Source organism: Parabacteroides sp. AF18-52 (genome assembly GCF_003479145.1).
Taxonomy (GTDB): Bacteria; Bacteroidota; Bacteroidia; order Bacteroidales; family Tannerellaceae; genus Parabacteroides; species Parabacteroides faecis.
Map to the genome: position 1 here is coordinate 83,569 of NZ_QUGR01000012.1, position 20,207 is coordinate 103,775.

Genomic DNA, 20,207 nt, shown 5'->3' on the forward strand with positions numbered 1-20,207 from the left:
TTATTTAAAACGCTGACGGTTTGAGATGTAATCCTACAGTCTCTTCCAAACCGAACAGCAAATTCATATTATGCACAGCTTGTCCGCTGGCGCCTTTCAACAAGTTGTCGATCATAGATACGATCAGCAATTTGTTATCATATTTCTGGAGGTACAGGAGACATTTGTTTGTGTTGACTACCTGTTTCAGATCCGGATTCTTATCTGTAATGAATGTGAACGAATGATCGTCGTAGTATTCTTCATAAATACGGCGGATCTCATCCAATCCTACTTTACAGTCGATATAAGTCGTTGCAAAAATACCGCGTGAGAAATTGCCCCTTACCGGAATAAAGTTGATATTACTTTCGAAACTATTCTGCAACTGGCGCAGGCTCTGCCCAATCTCAGCCAAGTGCTGGTGTGTGAACGGTTTATAAATCGAAATGTTATCGTTTCGCCAGCTGAAATGAGAAGTCGACGAAGGCTTCACGCCGGCTCCCGTAGAACCGGTGATCGCGTTGACGTGTAACTCGGAGTTCAGCATCAAGTGTTTAGCCAGTGGCAAAACGGCTAACTGGATACAGGTGGCAAAACAACCGGGGTTCGCAATGTGTCGGGAATTGCAGATACGTCGTCGGTTCAATTCCGGCAGACCGTAAACGAAATCATGCTCGTCGCTTTCGATACGGTAATCCATGCTGAGGTCGATGATCTTCACGTTCTCGGGTACAGTATGGCTTTCCATGAACTTCTTCGTGTCGCCGTGGGCGGTGCAGAAGAACAGAAGGTCAATGCTGTTCAACGGCAACTCGTCGGTAAAACGCATTTCGGTTTCGCCGAACAGGCCGCTATGAACGTCAGTGATCAAATTTCCGGCGTTACTGGTACTATTCACAAATGTAATCTCGGCGTCCGGGTGATTAAGCAGCAGGCGGATCAATTCGCCTGCTGTATATCCCGCACCACCTATAATTCCGATCTTTATCATATTTCTTCGTCCTTATGGTTGTTATAATAAACACGTAACGGTGTAGAAGTTACTTTGATAAAGCCTTTGGCATCTTCTGCCGTCCAGCCTTTCTGCATTTCACCGTATTCACCGAATTTAGTCTTCACCAGGTCGTCTTCCGATTCAACACCGACGGTTGAGAAAGAAAGCGGGCGGAGTTCGAGTATAGCCGTGCCGTTTACATTACGCTGTGATTCCTGCAACATGGCTTCAATGTCACGCATAACCGGTTCCAGATACTGGCTTTCGTGCAGGAACATGCCATACCAGTTGGCAACCTGGTCTTTCCAGTACTGCTGCCATTTGCTCAATGTATATTTTTCCAGGAAACGGTGTGCACCGATGATCAGCATAGGAGCAGCAGCTTCAAAACCTACACGTCCTTTGATACCGATGATCGTGTCGCCGACGTGCATGTCACGGCCGATACCGTAAGCAGCACCGATCTCTTCCACTTTCTGGATAGCGGCGATCTTGTCTTCGAATACTTCACCGTTCACTGCATGGATCTCACCTTTCTTGAATTCGATGCGTAGTTCTTCGCTGCCGGTTTTTTCTACCTGTTTCAGGTAAGCACTTTCAGGCAATCCCTGAGCTGAATCCAAAATTTCACCTCCACAGATGGAAGTACCCCACAGGCCAACATTGTAAGAATATTTCAACTTCGTGAAATCGGCAACGAAGCCGTGTTCTTTCAGGTAGTTGATCTCATAATCGCGGGTCAGCGCCATGTCGCGGGTTAATGTGATGATCTCCACGTTCGGAGCCAGTACCAGGAAAGTCATGTCGAAACGGATCTGGTCGTTACCTGCACCGGTTGAACCGTGAGCGATCGCATCCGCACCGATCTCGTTGGCATAACGGGCGATAGCCAATGCCTGGAAGATACGTTCGGAGCTAACGGAGATAGGGTAGGTACCGTTACGCAATACATTGCCGAATACCATATATTTCAAGCTCTTTTCGTAATATTCTTTTGTGACGTCGATCGTTACATATTTGGTAGCTCCTAGTTTATAGGCATTTTCTTCGTTCTGCTTCAACTGTTCTTCGCTGAATCCACCCGTGTTGGCACAAGCTGCATATACTTCGTAGCCTTTTTCTTTGGCAAGGTACATCACTGTGAAAGAGGTATCCAAACCTCCGCTGAATGCAACTACTACTTTCTTTTTCATTGTCTGTTTGTTTTTGTGGGTTCCGTATGGGCGTTTCGCGAAACGCCCTTACCGGAAAGCCCCGTATGATTTATTTATTATTATTTTTTTCTCTTTCGTCTGCTTCCCGTTTGGCACGGTGCGGATCGGCCGGGTCGAACAACATCGCCGTACAGATACAATATTTCCGGTTCGTACGTTCCAGAATATCATGGTTTACGCAACCGATGCAACCGCGCCAGAACGATTCGTCGTCGGTCAGATCGGAAAAGGTTACAGGTACATAACCCAGTTCGGTGTTCATCTTCATCACCGCTGCACCCGAAGTAAGACTGAATACTTTCGCTTTCGGCCAACGCATGCGAGCCAGTTGAAACGTCATATCCTTGATCCGTTTGGCAATACCCAAACCTCGGAAATCCGGGTGAACAATTAACCCGGAGGTCGTTACATACTGTTTGTTCCCCCACGATTCGATATAGCTGAAACCGGCAAACTGATCTCCGGCCAGTGCGATGACTGCTTTCCCTTCTTTCATTTTCTGGGCCACATATTCATGCGTACGCTTAGCGATACCAGTTCCGCGCACTTTGGCAGCCTCTTCAATGGTAGTCAATATCTTGTCTACATATATTTCGTGAGAGGCGTCAGCAATCATTACATCGATTTCTGTTTCTTGTTTCATTTTACGATTGTTCTTAATCTTCTTTTGTTTATAAACGGAAGAACTGTTGTCTCCCTTAATCGCCCTTATATAAAATGTGATAATGCTTTCACTATCCGGTCCCTGCTGATCCCTTCGCGGGGGATGATCAGGATGGTGTCGTCTCCGGCAATCGTTCCCAGTATCTCGTGCGGAGCATGGGTATCGATATCGGAAGCGATCCCCATCGCATATCCCGGACGAGTCTTGACAACTGCGAGATTTCCGGAAAATTCGATGTTCGGATGATGTTGTGTCTGTACCTTGTTCGGCTGTATCAAAGCTGAATAATCAGGCAGACAATATACATAATCGCCGTTCGCATCATGTACTTTGGCTACTTTCAGTTGCTTTATGTCGCGTGACAAGGTAGCCTGTGTGACCTGAAATCCGCTGGTTTCCAATTCTTTCAGCAGCTCTTCCTGGTTACATATCGCCTTTGTTTGTATGATGCGGCAGATAGCGTCCAATCGTTCCTTCTTTGTACTCATGTTTGTATATTTATGCAAAACGGATGCAAATATAAATCGAATAATTGAATAAATATACATTCTACTCCGGTTTTTTTGCATAATTATTTGTCATATACGTCTATTGAGCAAAAATGCCTTTGGATTTGTTCTATTCTTATAAAGAAATGGTAATTTTGTATTCGTAAAAACTAAATGAGAGAGATGAAAAAGATTACAGGTTTATTAATGGCTATGCTTCTGCTGCTGAGTGCTTGCGGAAGTGTTCCTTTGACAGGGAGAAAACAGGTATTGTTGGTTTCCGATCAGGAAGTGTTGACTTCCAGTTTAACGCAATATAGCGATTATATGAAATCAGCCACAAAGTCAACGGATAAGAATGAGAGTGCAATGGTTACCCGTGTCGGTAAAAAGATTGCCGCAGCCACAGAGGCTTATCTGAAAGCAAACGGGATGGAAAGTGAGATCAAGAATTTCCAGTGGGAGTTCAATCTGGTGAAGGATAACCAGATAAATGCTTTCTGTATGCCGGGTGGTAAGATCGTTGTTTATGAAGGTTTGATGTCTCTGGTATCGTCGGACGATGAACTGGCGGTTGTTGTTGGACACGAAGTAGCTCATGCCGTGGCTAAACATAGTAATGAACGAATGAGCCAGCAGTTGATGGCACAGTATGGCGCGGCTGTTCTGGGTCAGGCGGTAAGTAATAAGAGTGCGGCAGTACAGAATCTGGCGAATACGGTTTATGGAGTGGGGGCACAATATGGCGTTATGTTGCCATTCTCCCGCAAACATGAATCGGAAGCGGATTATATGGGATTGGTATTTATGACAATGGCCGGGTATAATCCGGATGTCGCAGTGAATTTCTGGCAAAAAATGTCTGCCGGAAAGAGCGGGGCGACTCCCGAGTTCATGAGCACTCACCCGAGTGATGCGACCCGTATTGCAGAGATACAGCGGGCATTGCCGGAGATCAAGGCGAAGTATAAAACCAAATAATATCGGTTAAGTTTAAAAAGAAAGGCTATCAAAAATGATAGCCTTTCTTTTTAAACGGTTATTCCCATCTTTTTCATCAGAAAACAAGCATTCATATTTTGGGCAATGCCTTCCCGGAGTTGATAGGAGAAAGTCAGTTCTTCGTTTTTGATATCTGCCTCGAAACGGTAATTTTTTATCTGGTCGGGAAATTCTTTTTCCAGTTCACCTAATACCAGGTCGTGTGTGGCGATGATACCGCAAGCCTGGAAAGATACCAATTGCTTCATCAGGGCGATCGAACCTTTCTGTTTGTCGATGGAGTTGGTTCCTTTCAGGATCTCATCCAGGATGATAAATAACTGCTCGCCTTGTTGCAAGCGGTCGATAATCATCTTCAACCGTTTCAGTTCGGCAAAGAAATAAGATTCATTGCTGACCAGTGAATCGGAAGTACGCAGGCTGGTCACCATCTTTGCCGGATAGACCGTTAGTGCCTCTGCATATACCGGAGCACCTATACAAGCCAATAAATAATTGACCCCGATAGTCCGCAGGTAAGTACTTTTTCCTGCCATATTAGCCCCGGTAATGATCAGAAACCAGGGACTTTTCTCGATCGAAATATCATTTCTGACACAAACATCACGACGAAGAAGGGGATGTCCCAATGCTTTGCCGCTCATCTTGAAATAAGTATCTGCTATTTCCGGATAAATATAACCCGGATGATTGAATGCGAAACCGCCTAGTGAACTATAAGCGTCGAATTTTTCCAAAGCATCGAACCACAGAGGAATATCTCCGGCATGTGTCTGTATCCAGCGTTCCAACCTGATCGCTGTCCGGGTATCACGCAGGATGAATATATTCAGGATGATTCCCATAAAGCTGATCCGTTGGTCGAGTGCTCCGATGCAGCGGGATAACTTTTTCAGTGAACGGGAAGCTGTACCGTCTGGCCCGTTGAACCGTCCGCTGATAGTTGCCAGTTCGGATGATTTGAAAATATCACCTTCAATACTTTTGATCAGTGAAGAATAGGTGTATAGTATTTTTTCCATCTTATTCACAGAGTTGTGAAGTGTGTTGATCTGTTTGGCCCGTATATTTGCAATAAGGAATGCTATGGCAAAAAATATACCTAGCATGGCAAAAGTGACTGTTCCGGTCGATGCTCCTACGAACAGAACTGCCCATATGGCAGGGATAATCCATGTCAGGCTTTTCCAGAGCAAACTGTTGATGAATACCGGTTTATTGTCAGTTAGTGAGATCAGCGTACGAATATCTCCTTTTTCTCCGGGATGCAGCATGCCGGTAACATAGAAATGCTGTCTTAACTGTGTCATTTCGCTTAGTTCGCGGATCGCTTCCTGCCGTTTGAGAATTTCCTCTTTGTCGGTAAGCGGGTTGGTAAACCAGTCGGCAAGCCTTTCTTTTCCCATGGAAGTGACCGTGCGGTTGATTGACTGGAAGATGGAACGATTCCCGAAAAGATCCAGGTCCAGACTGAAGGAGTGTTCTCCGCTGCTTTTTTCAGAAGCTCCGTCGAAAGCGCTGAAGTCATAATCCAGTCCTTTCAGCTCATTGTTGCAGAGTGATATAAGAACGTCGGCATACGATTTTTTCGATGATAAAAACGTATGATAGACCATTAGTCCGACGAAAGGTATAAGGAACAGGATAACTGCCCCTGTCAGCATCATCCAGCTTTCGGCCTTTAAAAACCATATTGCTGCAATAAGTCCGGCAACGAGTAACAGGCGTATTGTTCCTATCAAATGTATTTTCTTTTTCAGATTGTCCGAGCGGCGTGTGTATGCTGCTATTGTATCCCGATAATATTGATATACTTTTTCCATGCGGACAAAGATATAAAAAATGAACTTACCGGATAAGAATTGGTTATTAATAAAGAAAAGGTAACTGAATTGACCATAATTCAGGAAATCGGGGAGAATTGTTTAGCTGTGCGGTTATTACCTTTGCTCTGTTTTATAGGGTCTATACACAATAATATTATATATGAAAAGGATAACTATATTTCTGTTTGTTTTATTTATCTCCGGCTTCGTATCAGTTTTCTCCCAGGTGCTGGTCCAGGACCCCAAGATGGAATATAATGCAGACAGTGTACGTGCGGTATTGGACAAGGCTCCTTATTTTACATTATTTAAAGACAACTATTTTATCGGTGGAACGACGATCGGGCATAAACCGACCGCTGCCAATTCGGATGTCAAATTTCAATTGAGTATTGCGCAGCGGCTGACCAAAAGCAAGTTACCTTTCGATACCTATCTTTTCATCCAGTATACACAGAAAGCTTTCTGGAATGTTTTTCAGGAATCTCTTCCTATGCGCGACCTGAACTTTAATCCGGGAATAGGACTCGGACACCTGATTATCCATCATAACAAATATATAGGTAAAGGATATCTGATGCTTGAACATGAGTCGAACGGGAAAGACAGCACAGCTTCGCGTAGCTGGAATAGGGTCACATTTGCTGCCGCCGTTGTTCTCAACAAGAATTGGGAAGCCCAGTTCAAGACCTGGATACCGATCGTCGATGGTAAGTATAACAAGGACTTGCTGAAATACAACGGTATATTCCAGCTGGCAACTAATTTCCGAACGGATAATAAGCGTTTTAATTGCGGAGTGATCCTGACGAAACGTAAAACATGGTTCAGCTTTAATACACAGGTAGAGTTGAGTTATAAGTTCAATAATAATGAGAATCAATATTTCTTCCTACAATATTATAATGGCTACGGTGAAAACCTGTTGGAATATAATCAGTTCAAGAGTATGCTGCGGATCGGATTTGTGATAAAGCCGCAGGATTTCAGTATTTATTGAGATTGAGTGATAGGGTTAGTTCCAATTCCATATTTTTACTGAATAAACGGACAGAAGATATTGCTTTGTTAAGATTTTTGTAAATTATGAAAATCTATTTTCTTATATTATGAAACACTATTTTCACAATATATGAAAATGTCCTTTCATAATATATGGAAATAAAATTACTGTCGTTTAACGATTTTAGTTGACTACTTTCTGCCTAATCAATAAAAAGGGTTGACTCGGTTTAATATGTGTAAAGGGATTTTCCTGTTTTATATCTTTCGATAAAGATCGTAGTATTCTACATATTCATCGAAGGCAGGTTCTTCTGTTACTCCTCTCTTATGAAATAATGTTCGTATATATTCCTGTTCATGGGGTTTGATAAGACGTTCTTTCCGGGAAAAGCGATAATAGTTCGTCTGTCCGAAATGTTCTATCATTTGTTGTTTGATAATAACAGCATCATTGTGCGGAACACGATCGAGCAGATGAGTGATTCCTCGTGCATATTGTTCCGGTTGATCGGGAACAAAGAGCTTACAATCCTCCCCCGAAGGAGCAACATGTTTCGGGTTCACGACTGTAACCGCTTCTCTTTCTTTTGGCATACGTAAGGCAACTTGCCGGCGCAGGCATTTTTCTGCACGTAGGCATTCGCTGTTCAGACAGTGGGCGAAAGAGTATGGGAATAAGCTGTAGTCGAAATTGGGATTCATATATTTGTCGTTTAGTTAACGAAGCAAACATACATTTTATTCCTTGATTAAACGAATTTAGGAGAAGATTATTTCATCCAAATTTTTGTACGGTTCTTAATCGCTTTCCTTGTAAAGCAAGAAAGCACATCCCGCCGCTGCAAATACGCTATAATCGAGTGGTGCTTTTATATTCAAAGAAAACAGCATGGCAAAAGCAAATGTCAATAATAGAATGCCGCTAAGAAGAGCAACCAAACGTTTTTGGAAACCTATTAATAGTAATACGCCAAGTACGATTTCAGCGATTGTAGCCGTCCATGCGAACAGCGGTAACAGATATGGAGGAACCCACGGCAATAAAACTCCAGTGTAAGCAGTAAAACTTTCCATATTCCCCCAGACCACATTGTCACTTCCCAATAACGGAGTCCATAACCCTAAACGGTCTGCAACGGCTGACAGAAAGCCCAAAGCTAAAGCAATGCGTGCAAACAAAGATATATAATCTATTTTTTTAGTCATATTGATAATATTCAAAGAATGATATTTAAAATCTCTCTTGATAATGATTTTCAGAATCAAGCGGAGACCTTTTATTATAAAACGGGAGAAAGGTATTATATGTTTTGGTTAGGTTCATGAAAATGTATTATTTTTATAGCATAAGACAATTTGTAAATTGAAGAGACATGGTTTCTTCAAAAGAAACGAGGGAGGTTGTATTAAATGTGGTGTAATGGTGAATCCTTTTAGAAAAGCCATTAAGATGAATGATAGTCTTTTAGAGTAAAAAATAAACCTCCTACAAAGTAGTATTACTACGTGGGCTTAAAATAATAAAGTTTGGGGGGATAAGAATTTATATTCAATATGGGATGGAAAACCTGTATATTACGACAGGTTTGACTGAAAGTGCTTATATTTGCAAATAGACTTATAAACAATAAAAAACGAAAATGATAACAGGCGAGATAAAAAACCGTGTAGACCAGATATGGGATGCATTCTGGACAGGTGGTATCACGAACTCGATTACAATTCTGGAACAAATGACCTATTTGTTCTTTATGAAGATGTTGGATGATGCGCAGATTAAAAAAGAAGCAATAGCAAATGCATTTAAGTATCATGTTGCTCCTGAAAAGCTTATATTTAAGGATGGAAACTGGCATAATCCGGAAAGTGATAAGGACATCCCTTATAAATCGTTGCGTTGGTCTGTTTTTAAGAATACGGATACAGTTCGTATGTTCAATACCGTTCGTAATGATGTTTTCATTTTCATTAAAAATATTGGTGTAGGAGAGGATTCAGCTTATAGCCGTTTTATGCGAAGTGCTATTTTTCTAATCCCTAATGAACGGACTTTAGCCAAGGTTGTCGATGGTATCAACAATCTGGATATGAATAACCGCGATACGATGGGAGATGTGTATGAATATATCCTGGGTAAAATGGCGGCAAGTGGTACCAACGGACAGTTTCGTACGCCACGGCATATCATCCAGATGATGGTGGAATTAATGAAGCCGACTGTAAGAGATATCATTTGTGATCCGGCAATGGGATCAGCTGGGTTTATTGTGGAATGCGCAAAATACATCACAGAGCATTGTAAAGATGAATTGTTGAACGAAAGTGCTGCAGATCATTTTAATAATGAAATGTTTAACGGGTTCGATACCGATCAAACGATGTTGCGTATTGGGGCGATGAACTTGATGTTGCATGGAGTTAATAATCCGAATATTCAATGGCGTGATTCGTTATCGTCTGATAATACGGATGAGAATTTATATACGCTTTGTCTGGCAAATCCTCCGTTTACCGGTAGCCTTGACAATGATTCGGTGAGTAAAAGCCTGTTGGCAATTACCAATACAAAGAAGACTGAGCTGTTGTTTGTCGCTTTGTTTTTACGTATGTTGGTAGCGGGCGGACGTTGTGCTTCGATCGTTCCTGATGGCGTATTGTTTGGCAATAGTAAAGGACATAAATCTATCCGTACAGAATTGGTAGATAAGCATCGGTTACAGGCTGTTATCTCTATGCCGGCAGGTGTTTTTCAACCTTATTCCGGGGTAAGTACGGCTATTCTGATCTTTACAAAAACAAATGTAGGAGGTACGGATAAAGTTTGGTTTTATGATATGAAAGCCGATGGTTTTACCCTCGATCAAAAACGTACTGAATGTGAAGGAAGCGATATTCCTGATGTGATAAAAAGGTTCCATAACCTTGCAGGAGAAGAATCCCGCACTCGTAAAGACCAGTCTTTCTTTGTTCCTGTAGATGATATACGTGCCAATGATTATGATCTTTCGATCAATAAGTATAAAGAAGTGGAACGGGAAAAGGTAGAGTATGAAAAACCGGAAGTGATTCTTGCACGTATTGAGAGTTTGGAGGAAGAGATTCGGCAGGCGATTGTGGATTTTAGGAAGATGATATGAGTATGAAGGAAGGTTGGGTATATAGAAAATGGATTGATGTATTGACTATTATAAATGGCCGTAATCAAAAAGAAGTTGAATCTAAAAATGGTAAATATCCGATTTGTGGAAGTGGGGGAATAATGGGGTATGCAAATGACTATTTGTGTCCAGAAGAAACAGTCATTATAGGTAGAAAGGGAAATATCAATAATCCTATATTTATGAATCAAAAGTTTTGGAATGTCGATACTGCATTTGGTCTTGTAGCAAATACAACTTATTTATTACCTAGGTTTTTATTTTATTTTTGTAAAGAATATGATTTTGAACGGCATAATCGAGCGGTAACTATTCCTAGCCTAACGAAAAAAGATTTGTATGATATACTTATTCCTCTTCCTTCTATTTGTAAGCAAGAAACTATTGTTACGAAACTTGACAAACTAAACGAAATCCTAGTAAAGAAGCGTGAACAACTTAAAGAGTTAGATCGTCTTGGGCAGGCTATTTTTTATGATATGTTTGGGGATTTGCAAAGTAATATTTGTAATTATAATATTGAAAGTCTAAATGATATATTTGAATTAATTACTGATGGAACACATCAAACTCCAACTTACACGATAGATAAAGATAATGGTTATAAATTCTTATCAGCAAAGGATGTAGTAAGTGGAAGTATTGATTGGACTAATGTTAAATATATCCCTCACGAATTGCATGAAGTATTGTATAAAAGATTAGCTCCTCGTCGAAATGACATATTACTTTGTAAGAATGGAACTACAGGTACATGTGCGTTAGTTGATACAGATGAGGTTTTTGATATCTATGTCAGTCTGGCACTATTGAGACCTTATGCTAAATATAATCCAATTTATTTAGTTCATGCGATAAATAGTCCATGTACAAAAATGCAGTTTAATGATGCATTAAAAGGAGTAGGAGTCCCTAATTTACATTTGGGAGAGATTAGACGGGTAAAAATTATTGTTCCTCCAATTGATTTTCAGAATCATTTTGAACGAAAAGTAATTGGTATTGAATCCCAAAAACAAAAAATAAAACAATCCATAGTCGAAGTTCAACAACTCTTAGACTACACTATGAATAAATATTTTGGATAAACTTAATCAACCATGAAACAATACAACCGAGTAATGTTAGGAAGAGGCAGCATATATGCTGACGAGTGTAAAGAAGGTGGTTTTATTGGAACTAACTTTCTTCCGGATAATGATTTGTCAGGTCATTTACCTGATGGATGGAAAGCTTTTAATAAAGAGTATATACCTGTATATCTGCAAGAAAATCCGGAAAAAACAAAAGTTGCTGCTGGTCTTTCCTGCGGATTTCTCTGGACTGTATGCCGTGGGCTTGAAATAGGCGATATTGTTTTAACTCCTAATGGCAAAGGTGAATATTATATTGCCGAAATTGTAGGAAATTATTATTATGTGCCGGGAACTAATCTACCTCATCGACGCAGAGTTCAATGGTATGATAAAACCATTCAAAGAAGTGAAATGAGTGAAGGTTTGCAACATTCGACCGGTTCTATTGGTACATGTTGCGATATCACAAAATACCAACAAGAAATAGAGATATTCTTGACAAGAACAGCTCCTCCTACTGTCTATTGTAATGATGAGGAGGTTGAAGACCCAACTGTCTTTGCATTGGAAAAACATTTGGAAGATTTTCTCGTAAAAAATTGGAAACATACTGATATTGGAAAAAAATATGATATATTTGAGGATAATGGTGAAATAGTAGGGGAACAATATCCTAGCGATACTGGTCCTATTGATATACTGGCAGTCAGCAAGGATAAAAAGACCTTGTTGGTCATAGAGCTAAAAAGAGGGCGAACATCCGATGTCGTTGTCGGGCAAATTCATCGATACATGGGGTATGTCAAAGAAGAATTAGCGGAACCCAATCAAGAGGTAAAAGGTATTATTATCGGATTGGAGGCAGATACCCGGTTGAAGAGAGCTCTTTCTGTATGTACTAATATTGAGTTCTATCGGTATCAGATAGATTTCAAACTTTTTAAAGGCGTGTGAATTTATAAATCAACATAACTAGTGTTAGTGTTATGATACAAGCAAAAAACTTTGATTACCTGAAAGGAAATTCGGACTTTGCAGATTTGTATGCATATTGCAATGAGGCAGAAATTAACCAGATTATAGATCCGGAGAAGTCGGCTATCAATAGTCGCCGGGCTTTAGAATACATTGTAAGAGCTATTTATTTGTTTAAAGGGATGGAAATACCGGAACGGTCTTCACTTTTCCAGTTGGTAAATGCTGAGTCGTTTAAGAATTTTATTCAGAGTGATGATTTGTTGAAACGCTTGCACTATATCCGTAAAGCCGGTAATAATTCAGCACATTTGGGAAAAGTAGCAAAGAAAGAATCTTTTTTCTCTTTACTGAATTTGTATGTTTTTGTCGGTTCCGTATTAGTAAAGCTGAAAGTAATAGATGATTATCCGACTTTTGACCGTAATTTGATCCCTGGACAGGCTGAAGTTCATCTAGCTCCCAAAGAAAATATGGAGCCGACCAATGCTTTGGTAGAGAAATATGAGGGTCAGTTAGAAACAGCCTTGGTTACGAAAGCAGTTACAGGTATTTCGGAAGCGGAAACCCGAAAGTATTTTATTGATCAAATGTTACGTGAGGCAGGTTGGGATATTTTGGAAGCAAAAGGATCCATTATGCCAGCAAAAGCCTGCATCGAAATACAATTGGCAGGAATGCCGAATCATAAGGAAACTGGTTTTGCTGATTACGTCTTGTTTGGTGCCAATGGAAAGCCTTTAGCGGTCATAGAGGCTAAACGTACCAGTGTGGATGCCGCCAGAGGAAAACATCAGGCTGAATTGTATGCCAAATGCCTGGAAGCACAGTATGGCGTGATGCCTGTTATTTATTATACAAACGGTTTTAATACCTTTGTGATAGATGGGTTAGGTTACCCTTCACGTCCTGTATATGGTTATCATACGCAAGCTGATTTGGAGCTGATCATTCAGAAACGAGAGAGAGCGGAGATTACCGATTTGCGTATTCGTGACGAGATAACAGACCGCGAATATCAGAAACGCGGAATTAAAGCTGTTTGTGAATATTTCAATAAAAAACACCGTCGTGCCCTATTAGTTATGGCAACAGGTACAGGGAAGACGCGTGTTGCCATTTCTTTGGTTGAATTACTAATGCGCAACAACTGGGTGAAAAATGTTTTGTTTCTGGCCGATCGTACCGCTTTGGTAAAACAAGCATATAAGAATTTTACAAAATTATTACCAGGAACTTATTGTGTCTTGTCGGATGATAATAAACCGGATTTGGCAGCCCGTGTTATGTTCAGTACTTATCAAACGATGATTAATTATATAGATCGTGATACGAAAGATTTTTCTGTAGGTCGTTTTGATTTGATTATTGTTGACGAGGCGCATCGTTCTATTTTTGGAAAATATGGGGATATATTTGATTATTTTGACTCTTTACTGGTCGGATTGACTGCTACACCACGTAGTGAGGTGGATAGAAGTACTTATCAGTTATTCGAACAGGAACAGGGAGAACCCAATTTTGCTTATGAACTGGAGGAAGCTGTTGCAGAAAAGTATCTGGTCCCTTATAAAGGAATTATCCGTCATTCTGCTCATATTAATAATGGAATTAAATATGAAAATTTGAGTAAAGAGGAGAAGGAACAGCTTGAAAAAGTGTGGGAATATGAAAAAGCTCAAAGAAATATTGATCCGGATGAGGATTATCATCGTGATATAGAAAAGGATGAAATATTTAAGTTTCTCTTTAATGAAGATACGGTAGATAAAGTGTTGCAGGATCTGATGGAAAACGGGTTAAGGGTTCAGAGCGGTGAACGGATCGGAAAAACAATCATTTTTGCTTATAATCACAAACATGCAGTATTGATTGTAGAACGGTTTGGAAAACTTTATCCTGAATATGGTCCGAGCTTTTGTCAATTGATTGATAACTCGGTGACGTATGCAGGAAATCTGATTGATCAGTTTGAGGTGAGAGATAATTTACCACAAATAGCTGTTTCTGTTGATATGCTCGACACTGGAGTTGATGTGCCGGATATTTTGAATTTGGTCTTTTTTAAAGTGATTAAATCAAAGATCAAATTTATGCAGATGATAGGTAGAGGAACTCGTTTATCTGAAAATATATTTGGGCCCGGAAAGAATAAGGAATGTTTTTACATATTTGATTATTGTAATAATTTTGAGTTTTTCAATGATAACCCTCAAGGGGTAGAGGCAAAACCTGTTCAGTCATTGACTGAGCGTTTGTTTTGTCTTCGTACGGATATATCTGTGTTTTTGCAGCATAGCCGGTATCAGGAAGATCCTTTTGCTAAAAACTTACATGATGAATTGAAGACTCTGTTGCATAGTCAGGTGGCTACGCTGAATGATTCACGAATTGGAGTTCGGAAGCATTGGGATTTGGTATGTAAATATCGTAAATCAGAAAATTGGATTTTTATTTCCGAGACAGATGCTTTACACATAAAAAATAGTCTATCTCCGTTATTGATTCAAAAAATGGAGAATGAAGAGTCTAAACAGTTCGATTTACTTATTCTTTATATAGAATTATCCTTGTTGGATGCGGATATTAATGCTGTGAGAAGTAAGAAAAAAGTAATTGAAATTGCCCGAGATCTTCAAAAAGCAACTTCCATTCCTTTGGTTATGGCAAAGATAGAGACTATAAAGGAGGTTCTAAGCTCTCATTTCTGGGAAAATCTGAATTTGGATGGTTTGGAGCGTGTTCGTAAGGACTTGCGTGAACTGATATTATTCTTAAAAGGAAATAGTAAGAATACTTTTACTATAGATATTGAAGATGCTTTTACCGATGGAGGAGAAGCGCCAGGAATAGTTACGACTACGACTTACAAACAGCGTGTTGTGGATTATTTGGCTGAGAACAAAGATAATGCAGTATTGCAAAAGATATTTAATGTAGAGCCATTATCTCAAGCTGATATTCGTGATTTGGAACGTATATTATGGCAGCAGTTGGGAACCAGAGAGGAATATTCAAAATATGCTCAGAATATGATTTATGGAGGTAATGTTGCTGCTTTTATCCGTTCTATAATTGGAGTGAATCGGAATATTGCTATTCGAAAATTCACAGAACTAATATCTGAAAGTAATCTGAATTCCATGCAGGAGGAATATTTGAAGACCATTTTAAATTATGTATGTGAAAATGGGGACATAACGACCTCTACATTCGGAAATGATCCATTTGTGAATTTTGATTGGTATGATGCATTTGGTGATAAGCTTAGTGACCTTACTCAATATGTGGAGAATTTGCATAAGGTAATAACTGCTTAAAGTAAACGAGGCATTATTATAGATTACCCTACGCTGAATTTTTGTATCTTTGTCCGGCATTTAAAGCATAAAAGGCAGTATGATCAGTTACTTACAGATAGACGGACTGACCAAAAGCTTCGGCGATTTGGTTCTTTTTGAGGATATTACATTTGGTATTGCACAAGGTCAGAAAGTGGGCCTTATTGCAAAGAACGGGACGGGTAAAACAACTTTGCTGAATATCATTGCAGGGAAGGAAGATTATGATAACGGAGCTGTCGTGTTCCGTAACGACCTGCGTGTCGGCTACTTGGAGCAGACGCCTGTCTATCCGGAAGGGTTGACTGTTCTGCAAGCCTGTTTCTATTCTCCGAACGAGACGGTTCGTCTGATTGCCGAGTATGAAGAAGCGATGGCGAGTGACGATCATTCCAATCTGGAGGATATCTTGATGCGTATGGATAACCTGAAAGCCTGGGATTATGAACAACGGGCCAAACAGATCCTTTCGCAGTTGAAGATCACAAACTTCGATCAGAAAGTGGAACATCTGTCCGGTGGGCAGTTGAAACGTGTGGCATTGGCCAACGTTCTGATCACCGACCCCGAACTAATCATTCTCGATGAGCCGACCAACCACCTTGACCTGGAAATGACTGAATGGCTGGAAGGTTACCTGAGCCGTGCCAACATCAGTATCCTGATGGTTACGCACGACCGTTATTTCCTGGACCGTGTCTGCAGCGAGATTATCGAAATAGACCGTCAGCAAATTTACCAGTATAAAGGTAATTACAGCTATTATCTGGAAAAACGTCAGGAACGGATGGAGACGATGAACACAGAAGTGGAACGTGCCAACAACCTGTTAAGGAAAGAGTTGGAATGGATGCGTCGTCAGCCGCAGGCACGCGGTACGAAAGCTAAATATCGTATCGATGCTTTTTATGAGCTGGAAAAGAAAGCCAAGCAGCAACGGGATAACGGTAATGTGAACCTGGATGTGAAAGCATCCTATATCGGATCGAAAATATTTGAAGCGGAGCATGTTACGAAAAGTTTCGGTAGTATCAAGATCGTAGAAGATTTCAATTATATTTTTGCCCGTTACGAAAAGATGGGTATCGTAGGTAACAACGGGACAGGGAAGTCTACCTTTATTAAAATGCTGATGGGCGAAGTAGAACCGGATAGCGGACGCTTCGATGTTGGCGAAACAGTCCGTTTCGGCTATTACAGTCAGGATGGTCTGCAGTTTGACGAGCAGATGAAAGTGATCGATGTCGTGCAGGATATAGCTGAATATGTTGATCTTGGAGACGGTAAGAAGTTGGGAGTTTCCCAATTCCTGAATTATTTCTTGTTCACTCCCGAAAAGCAACATAGCTATGTCTACAAGCTGAGTGGTGGAGAAAAACGCCGTTTATATCTATGTACCGTTCTGATGCGCAACCCGAACTTCCTGGTACTGGATGAGCCGACCAATGATCTGGATATCGTGACCTTGAATGTATTGGAAGAATATCTGCGTAACTTTAAGGGGTGTGTAATCGTTGTTTCGCACGACCGTTACTTTATGGATAAAGTAGTCGATCACCTGTTGGTATTCCGTGGTAATGCCGATCTGAAGGATTTCCCCGGCAATTATACTCAGTACCGTGACTGGAAAGAGGTACAGGATCAGTTGGAGAAAGAGGCTGAAGCAGCTCGCCAGCCCAAACAAACATCGGCTCCTGAAAAGAATAACCGTCCACAGCCTGAGCAGAAAAAGAAACTTACCTTCAAAGAACGGAAAGAGTTTGAAGCACTGGAGGTGGAAATACCGCAGCTTGAAGCCGAAAAGGCAGAACTGGAAACAGCAATGAGTAGCGGAACACTTAGCAACGATGAGCTGATGGTTAAGTCGGAACGAATTGCGAAAGTAATGGAAGAAATAGACGAAAAGACAATGCGTTGGCTGGAGCTGAGTGAACTGGCTTAAAGATATGAACGAAGCGAAACCTGTGCTTTGGAACCGGAATTTCATTCAGTGTTGTATCTCTTATTTCCTGATGAACTTCTCTTTCTACATGTTGATGCCAACTATACCGGTCTATTTGGTGGAAGTTCTGAAGATCGATCCGTCGGAAGTGGGAATAGCTCTTTCCAGTTATTCGATCGGTTTGTTATGTGTTCGTCCGTTCTCCGGATATCTGGTGGATTGCTTTTCCCGCAAGCCATTATATTTGTTAGCTTTTATGGTTTTTGCCTGTATGTTTACCGGTTACCTGTTCGCAACGACAGTATTGATGATTATGGCTGTCCGTTTTATTCAGGGTGGGTTTATGGGAATGACTTCTGTTGCCGGAAATACCATAGCGATCGATGTGATCCCTTCCAAACGAAGAGGGGAAGGAATGGGTTTTTATGGATTGACGATAAACCTGGCGATGTCGCTGTCGCCATTGGTGGCCGTGTTTATCTATGACCGGTTCGGTTTTCATCCGGTGGTGTTTGCTGGACTGGCAATTGCTTTGGTGGGTGTCGGTTCGGTTTGCCTGATCCGTTATCCGAAGCGGGAGAAAGTACCGAGACCGGCATTCTCGCTCGATCGTTTTATCCTGGTGAAAGCTTTGCCGACGGCTTTGGCTTATCTGTTGAGTGCAATTCCTTATGGGATGGTGACTTCTTTTGTGGTATTGTACGGGAAGGAGATCAATGTCGCCAATCCGGGTTATTTCTTTATTTTTATGGCGATAGGAGTGGGTACGGCCCGTCTTATTTCCGGGCGTTTGGTCGATCATGGGAAGATACATCTTGTGTCGATCAGTGCACTGACATTCCTGACGCTTTCATTTGCCGTTTTCGCTATTTTTCATAATGAGATTGTATTCTTCGCTTCTGCCTTGGCTATCGGTATAGGATTTGGCGTTTGTGTACCGGCCATTCAATGCCTTTTTGTGAATGTGGCTCCGCATCATATGCGTGGGACGGCTACTTCCACTTATCTGACTTCTTTCGATTTCGGGGTGGGGATCGGCATGCTTGCGGCTGGTTTTATTGCTTCGCATGCTGATCTGGCAACTGCTTATTTAGCCGGTTCGGGGTGTTGCCTGATATCGCTCCTGGTTTATTTGCGATGGGTGAGACCTTCATATGAGAAATATAAATTATCTGTTTGAATATTAGAGTTTATAGAAATGAACAGTTTCTAATGTACTTCGATGGAATATTTCTTTACATTTGTGCATTGATTTTGATTTATACCTGAAAAACAAATCTATAAGAACTATATGAAAAAGAATTACTGTTATCTGTTATCGCTGTTGCTGCTTTTCGCTTGTTCCGGTAATCAAAAGAGCGTGAAGAATGAATATAAAGGGAAGTTGAAGGCTGTTAAGCAGTTGGTGGAGACAGGCGAGAAACGTTTCCGTTTGGATACGGAGACAAAGGTTAAGCCTCCTTATATCCAGTATTGTTCCGACCATACGGGGAATGATCTGCTCACCTTCCTGAATCCCCGGAAAAATGCGATTTATTTCTACAATTATTCGGATACTGCTTATCTCAGGCAAATCGCTTTCGAACGTGAAGGAGCGAATGCCGTTATGAGTATAGGAGCTTATTATATCAAAAGTCCGGATTCTATTTATGTATTCAACCGCCCGTTGATAGAAATCGCTTTGGCTGATAGTGCTGGGGTGATACATAACCGTGTTACATTATTAAATAAAGACGATAAAGAATGGGCAATGCATAATCCGCAGTATGTTTTTTCTACAGTTATGCCGTTGATGTTGATAGATAATCATTTACAGTTACCCGGTCTTGCTCCTTTCCCGGAGATATTGGCTGACAGGGAGAATTTCCGGTTCACAACCTCTATTGATTTGGTTACTGATAAGGCAGAAAATCATCATCTTTATCCGGAAGAGTTATTCGGAAATAATTATAATTGGGGCGGTGACCTGATTCAGTTTGTGTATCCGGCAATAACACCGGAAGGGAAGATGGTCCACAGTTTTACAAATTCACACGATCTGTATATATCGGATTGGAACAGTGATGCAGCAATGAAAGTATACGGAGGTAGCAATGAAGCCGGAACGATTACTTCTATCGGCCATGAGGAGGTAAAGACTACACCTGACGAGTTGGTTTATACCTCTTATATGGAACAGGATTTTTATGCAGCTGTAATTCATGATCCGTACCGTAAAGTATATTACCGCTATTTGTTACATGGCATGCCGGATGCGAATTTGAAAACGCCTCTCGACAGTAAACCGCTAACGATTGTCATGATGGACGAACAGTTTCATTACCTCGGTGAAACGATGATAGGAACAGGGCAGGAATGGAACTGGACGAACTCTTTTGTCACTAAAGAGGGATTGAATATCGAACGTATCGGAACAGAACCGGAGGATGACGATTATCTGACTTTCGGTTTGTTCAATATACAGGATTTGTAATAGGAGGATGGTTTAATCATATATAATATAGTATGGTTTGGCAGGAGAAATCGATTAATAACCCGAT

The 20,207-nt window shown here is 40.9% G+C and carries 15 protein-coding genes and 2 pseudogenes; 10 read left to right on the forward strand and 7 right to left on the reverse strand.

All coding sequences use genetic code 11. From position 1 onward, the window contains the following. Positions 1-4: 4 nt before the first annotated feature. The 4 genes from argC to argR form a co-directional block, all read right to left on the reverse strand. Positions 5-973 carry an N-acetyl-gamma-glutamyl-phosphate reductase gene (argC, locus tag DWX23_RS18285; protein ID WP_122375506.1) on the reverse strand — a complete coding sequence of 323 codons (969 nt, stop codon included), beginning with the start codon at positions 971-973 and terminating at the stop codon, positions 5-7. After that, positions 970-2,169: an argininosuccinate synthase gene (locus DWX23_RS18290; protein ID WP_007653701.1), complete on the reverse strand. Its 1,200-nt coding sequence runs from the start codon at positions 2,167-2,169 to the stop codon at positions 970-972. The genes argC and DWX23_RS18290 overlap by 4 nt, the downstream gene beginning before the upstream one ends. A gap of 70 nt (positions 2,170-2,239) precedes the next feature. Further along, positions 2,240-2,833: a GNAT family N-acetyltransferase gene (locus DWX23_RS18295; protein WP_122352273.1), complete on the reverse strand. Its 594-nt coding sequence runs from the start codon at positions 2,831-2,833 to the stop codon at positions 2,240-2,242. A gap of 65 nt (positions 2,834-2,898) precedes the next feature. Then, on the reverse strand, positions 2,899-3,342 hold the full coding sequence (gene argR, locus DWX23_RS18300; RefSeq protein ID WP_183672226.1) for an arginine repressor: 444 nt from the start codon (positions 3,340-3,342) through the stop codon (positions 2,899-2,901). A gap of 183 nt (positions 3,343-3,525) precedes the next feature. Between argR and DWX23_RS18305 the strand changes: the two genes are divergently transcribed. Continuing rightward, positions 3,526-4,323, forward strand: a complete 798-nt coding sequence (locus tag DWX23_RS18305; protein ID WP_122375545.1) for a M48 family metallopeptidase — start codon at positions 3,526-3,528, stop codon at positions 4,321-4,323. 50 nt (positions 4,324-4,373) lie between these two features. Here DWX23_RS18305 and DWX23_RS18310 read toward each other — a convergent pair whose 3' ends face one another. Next, positions 4,374-6,167, reverse strand: coding sequence for a MutS family DNA mismatch repair protein (locus DWX23_RS18310; RefSeq protein WP_199673327.1), 1,794 nt, complete (start codon positions 6,165-6,167; stop codon positions 4,374-4,376). 163 nt (positions 6,168-6,330) lie between these two features. Here DWX23_RS18310 and DWX23_RS18315 point away from each other — a divergent pair, with 163 nt between their 5' ends. Then, positions 6,331-7,170, forward strand: coding sequence for a phospholipase A (locus tag DWX23_RS18315; protein WP_122352276.1), 840 nt, complete (start codon positions 6,331-6,333; stop codon positions 7,168-7,170). 260 nt (positions 7,171-7,430) lie between these two features. Here the strand turns inward: DWX23_RS18315 and DWX23_RS18320 are convergent, their stop codons facing one another. Then, the gene (locus tag DWX23_RS18320; RefSeq protein WP_122375508.1) at positions 7,431-7,877 is read right to left on the reverse strand and encodes a DUF6078 family protein; all 447 of its coding nucleotides are present in this window, start codon (positions 7,875-7,877) and stop codon (positions 7,431-7,433) included. Between the two features lie 96 nt (positions 7,878-7,973). After that, complete coding sequence (locus tag DWX23_RS18325; protein WP_122375546.1) at positions 7,974-8,381, reverse strand: MauE/DoxX family redox-associated membrane protein; 408 nt, start codon at positions 8,379-8,381, stop codon at positions 7,974-7,976. Between the two features lie 434 nt (positions 8,382-8,815). Between DWX23_RS18325 and DWX23_RS18330 the strand changes: the two genes are divergently transcribed. The 8 genes and pseudogenes from DWX23_RS18330 to DWX23_RS18360 all read left to right on the forward strand — a co-directional run bounded on the left by DWX23_RS18330 (position 8,816) and on the right by DWX23_RS18360 (position 20,140). Then, a complete protein-coding gene (locus DWX23_RS18330) occupies positions 8,816-10,312 on the forward strand; it encodes a class I SAM-dependent DNA methyltransferase (protein WP_122375509.1) in 1,497 nt (498 codons plus the stop codon). A 2-nt stretch (positions 10,313-10,314) separates the two neighbouring features. Then, the gene (locus DWX23_RS18335) at positions 10,315-11,421 is read left to right on the forward strand and encodes a restriction endonuclease subunit S (RefSeq protein ID WP_158607091.1); all 1,107 of its coding nucleotides are present in this window, start codon (positions 10,315-10,317) and stop codon (positions 11,419-11,421) included. A 12-nt stretch (positions 11,422-11,433) separates the two neighbouring features. Further along, entirely contained in the window at positions 11,434-12,363 is a 930-nt protein-coding gene (locus tag DWX23_RS18340) for an endonuclease NucS domain-containing protein (protein WP_122375511.1), read from the forward strand. Positions 12,364-12,395: 32 nt separating this feature from the next. Next, positions 12,396-15,704 carry a DEAD/DEAH box helicase family protein gene (locus DWX23_RS18345; protein WP_122375512.1) on the forward strand — a complete coding sequence of 1,103 codons (3,309 nt, stop codon included), beginning with the start codon at positions 12,396-12,398 and terminating at the stop codon, positions 15,702-15,704. A gap of 79 nt (positions 15,705-15,783) precedes the next feature. Continuing rightward, a pseudogene (locus DWX23_RS18350) lies at positions 15,784-17,392 on the forward strand (ABC-F family ATP-binding cassette domain-containing protein); the annotation flags it as partial. A gap of 65 nt (positions 17,393-17,457) precedes the next feature. Further along, a pseudogene (locus DWX23_RS25330) lies at positions 17,458-17,667 on the forward strand (ABC transporter C-terminal domain-containing protein); the annotation flags it as partial. Between the two features lie 4 nt (positions 17,668-17,671). Beyond that, positions 17,672-18,847 carry an MFS transporter gene (locus DWX23_RS18355; RefSeq protein ID WP_122375547.1) on the forward strand — a complete coding sequence of 392 codons (1,176 nt, stop codon included), beginning with the start codon at positions 17,672-17,674 and terminating at the stop codon, positions 18,845-18,847. 111 nt (positions 18,848-18,958) lie between these two features. Beyond that, positions 18,959-20,140 carry a DUF4221 family protein gene (locus DWX23_RS18360; RefSeq protein ID WP_122375514.1) on the forward strand — a complete coding sequence of 394 codons (1,182 nt, stop codon included), beginning with the start codon at positions 18,959-18,961 and terminating at the stop codon, positions 20,138-20,140. Positions 20,141-20,207: the final 67 nt, after the last annotated feature.

Bases quoted from the DNA above. Each gene is read 5' to 3' on its own strand.
- argC (WP_122375506.1), bottom strand. From the start codon at position 973: ATGATAAAGATCGGAATTATAGGTGGTGCGGGATATACAGCAGGCGAA.
- DWX23_RS18290 (WP_007653701.1), bottom strand. From the start codon at position 2,169: ATGAAAAAGAAAGTAGTAGTTGCATTCAGCGGAGGTTTGGATACCTCT.
- DWX23_RS18295 (WP_122352273.1), bottom strand. From the start codon at position 2,833: ATGAAACAAGAAACAGAAATCGATGTAATGATTGCTGACGCCTCTCAC.
- argR (WP_183672226.1), bottom strand. From the start codon at position 3,342: ATGAGTACAAAGAAGGAACGATTGGACGCTATCTGCCGCATCATACAA.
- DWX23_RS18305 (WP_122375545.1), top strand. From the start codon at position 3,526: ATGAAAAAGATTACAGGTTTATTAATGGCTATGCTTCTGCTGCTGAGT.
- DWX23_RS18310 (WP_199673327.1), bottom strand. From the start codon at position 6,167: ATGGAAAAAGTATATCAATATTATCGGGATACAATAGCAGCATACACA.
- DWX23_RS18315 (WP_122352276.1), top strand. From the start codon at position 6,331: ATGAAAAGGATAACTATATTTCTGTTTGTTTTATTTATCTCCGGCTTC.
- DWX23_RS18320 (WP_122375508.1), bottom strand. From the start codon at position 7,877: ATGAATCCCAATTTCGACTACAGCTTATTCCCATACTCTTTCGCCCAC.
- DWX23_RS18325 (WP_122375546.1), bottom strand. From the start codon at position 8,381: ATGACTAAAAAAATAGATTATATATCTTTGTTTGCACGCATTGCTTTA.
- DWX23_RS18330 (WP_122375509.1), top strand. From the start codon at position 8,816: ATGATAACAGGCGAGATAAAAAACCGTGTAGACCAGATATGGGATGCA.
- DWX23_RS18335 (WP_158607091.1), top strand. From the start codon at position 10,315: ATGAAGGAAGGTTGGGTATATAGAAAATGGATTGATGTATTGACTATT.
- DWX23_RS18340 (WP_122375511.1), top strand. From the start codon at position 11,434: ATGAAACAATACAACCGAGTAATGTTAGGAAGAGGCAGCATATATGCT.
- DWX23_RS18345 (WP_122375512.1), top strand. From the start codon at position 12,396: ATGATACAAGCAAAAAACTTTGATTACCTGAAAGGAAATTCGGACTTT.
- DWX23_RS18355 (WP_122375547.1), top strand. From the start codon at position 17,672: ATGAACGAAGCGAAACCTGTGCTTTGGAACCGGAATTTCATTCAGTGT.
- DWX23_RS18360 (WP_122375514.1), top strand. From the start codon at position 18,959: ATGAAAAAGAATTACTGTTATCTGTTATCGCTGTTGCTGCTTTTCGCT.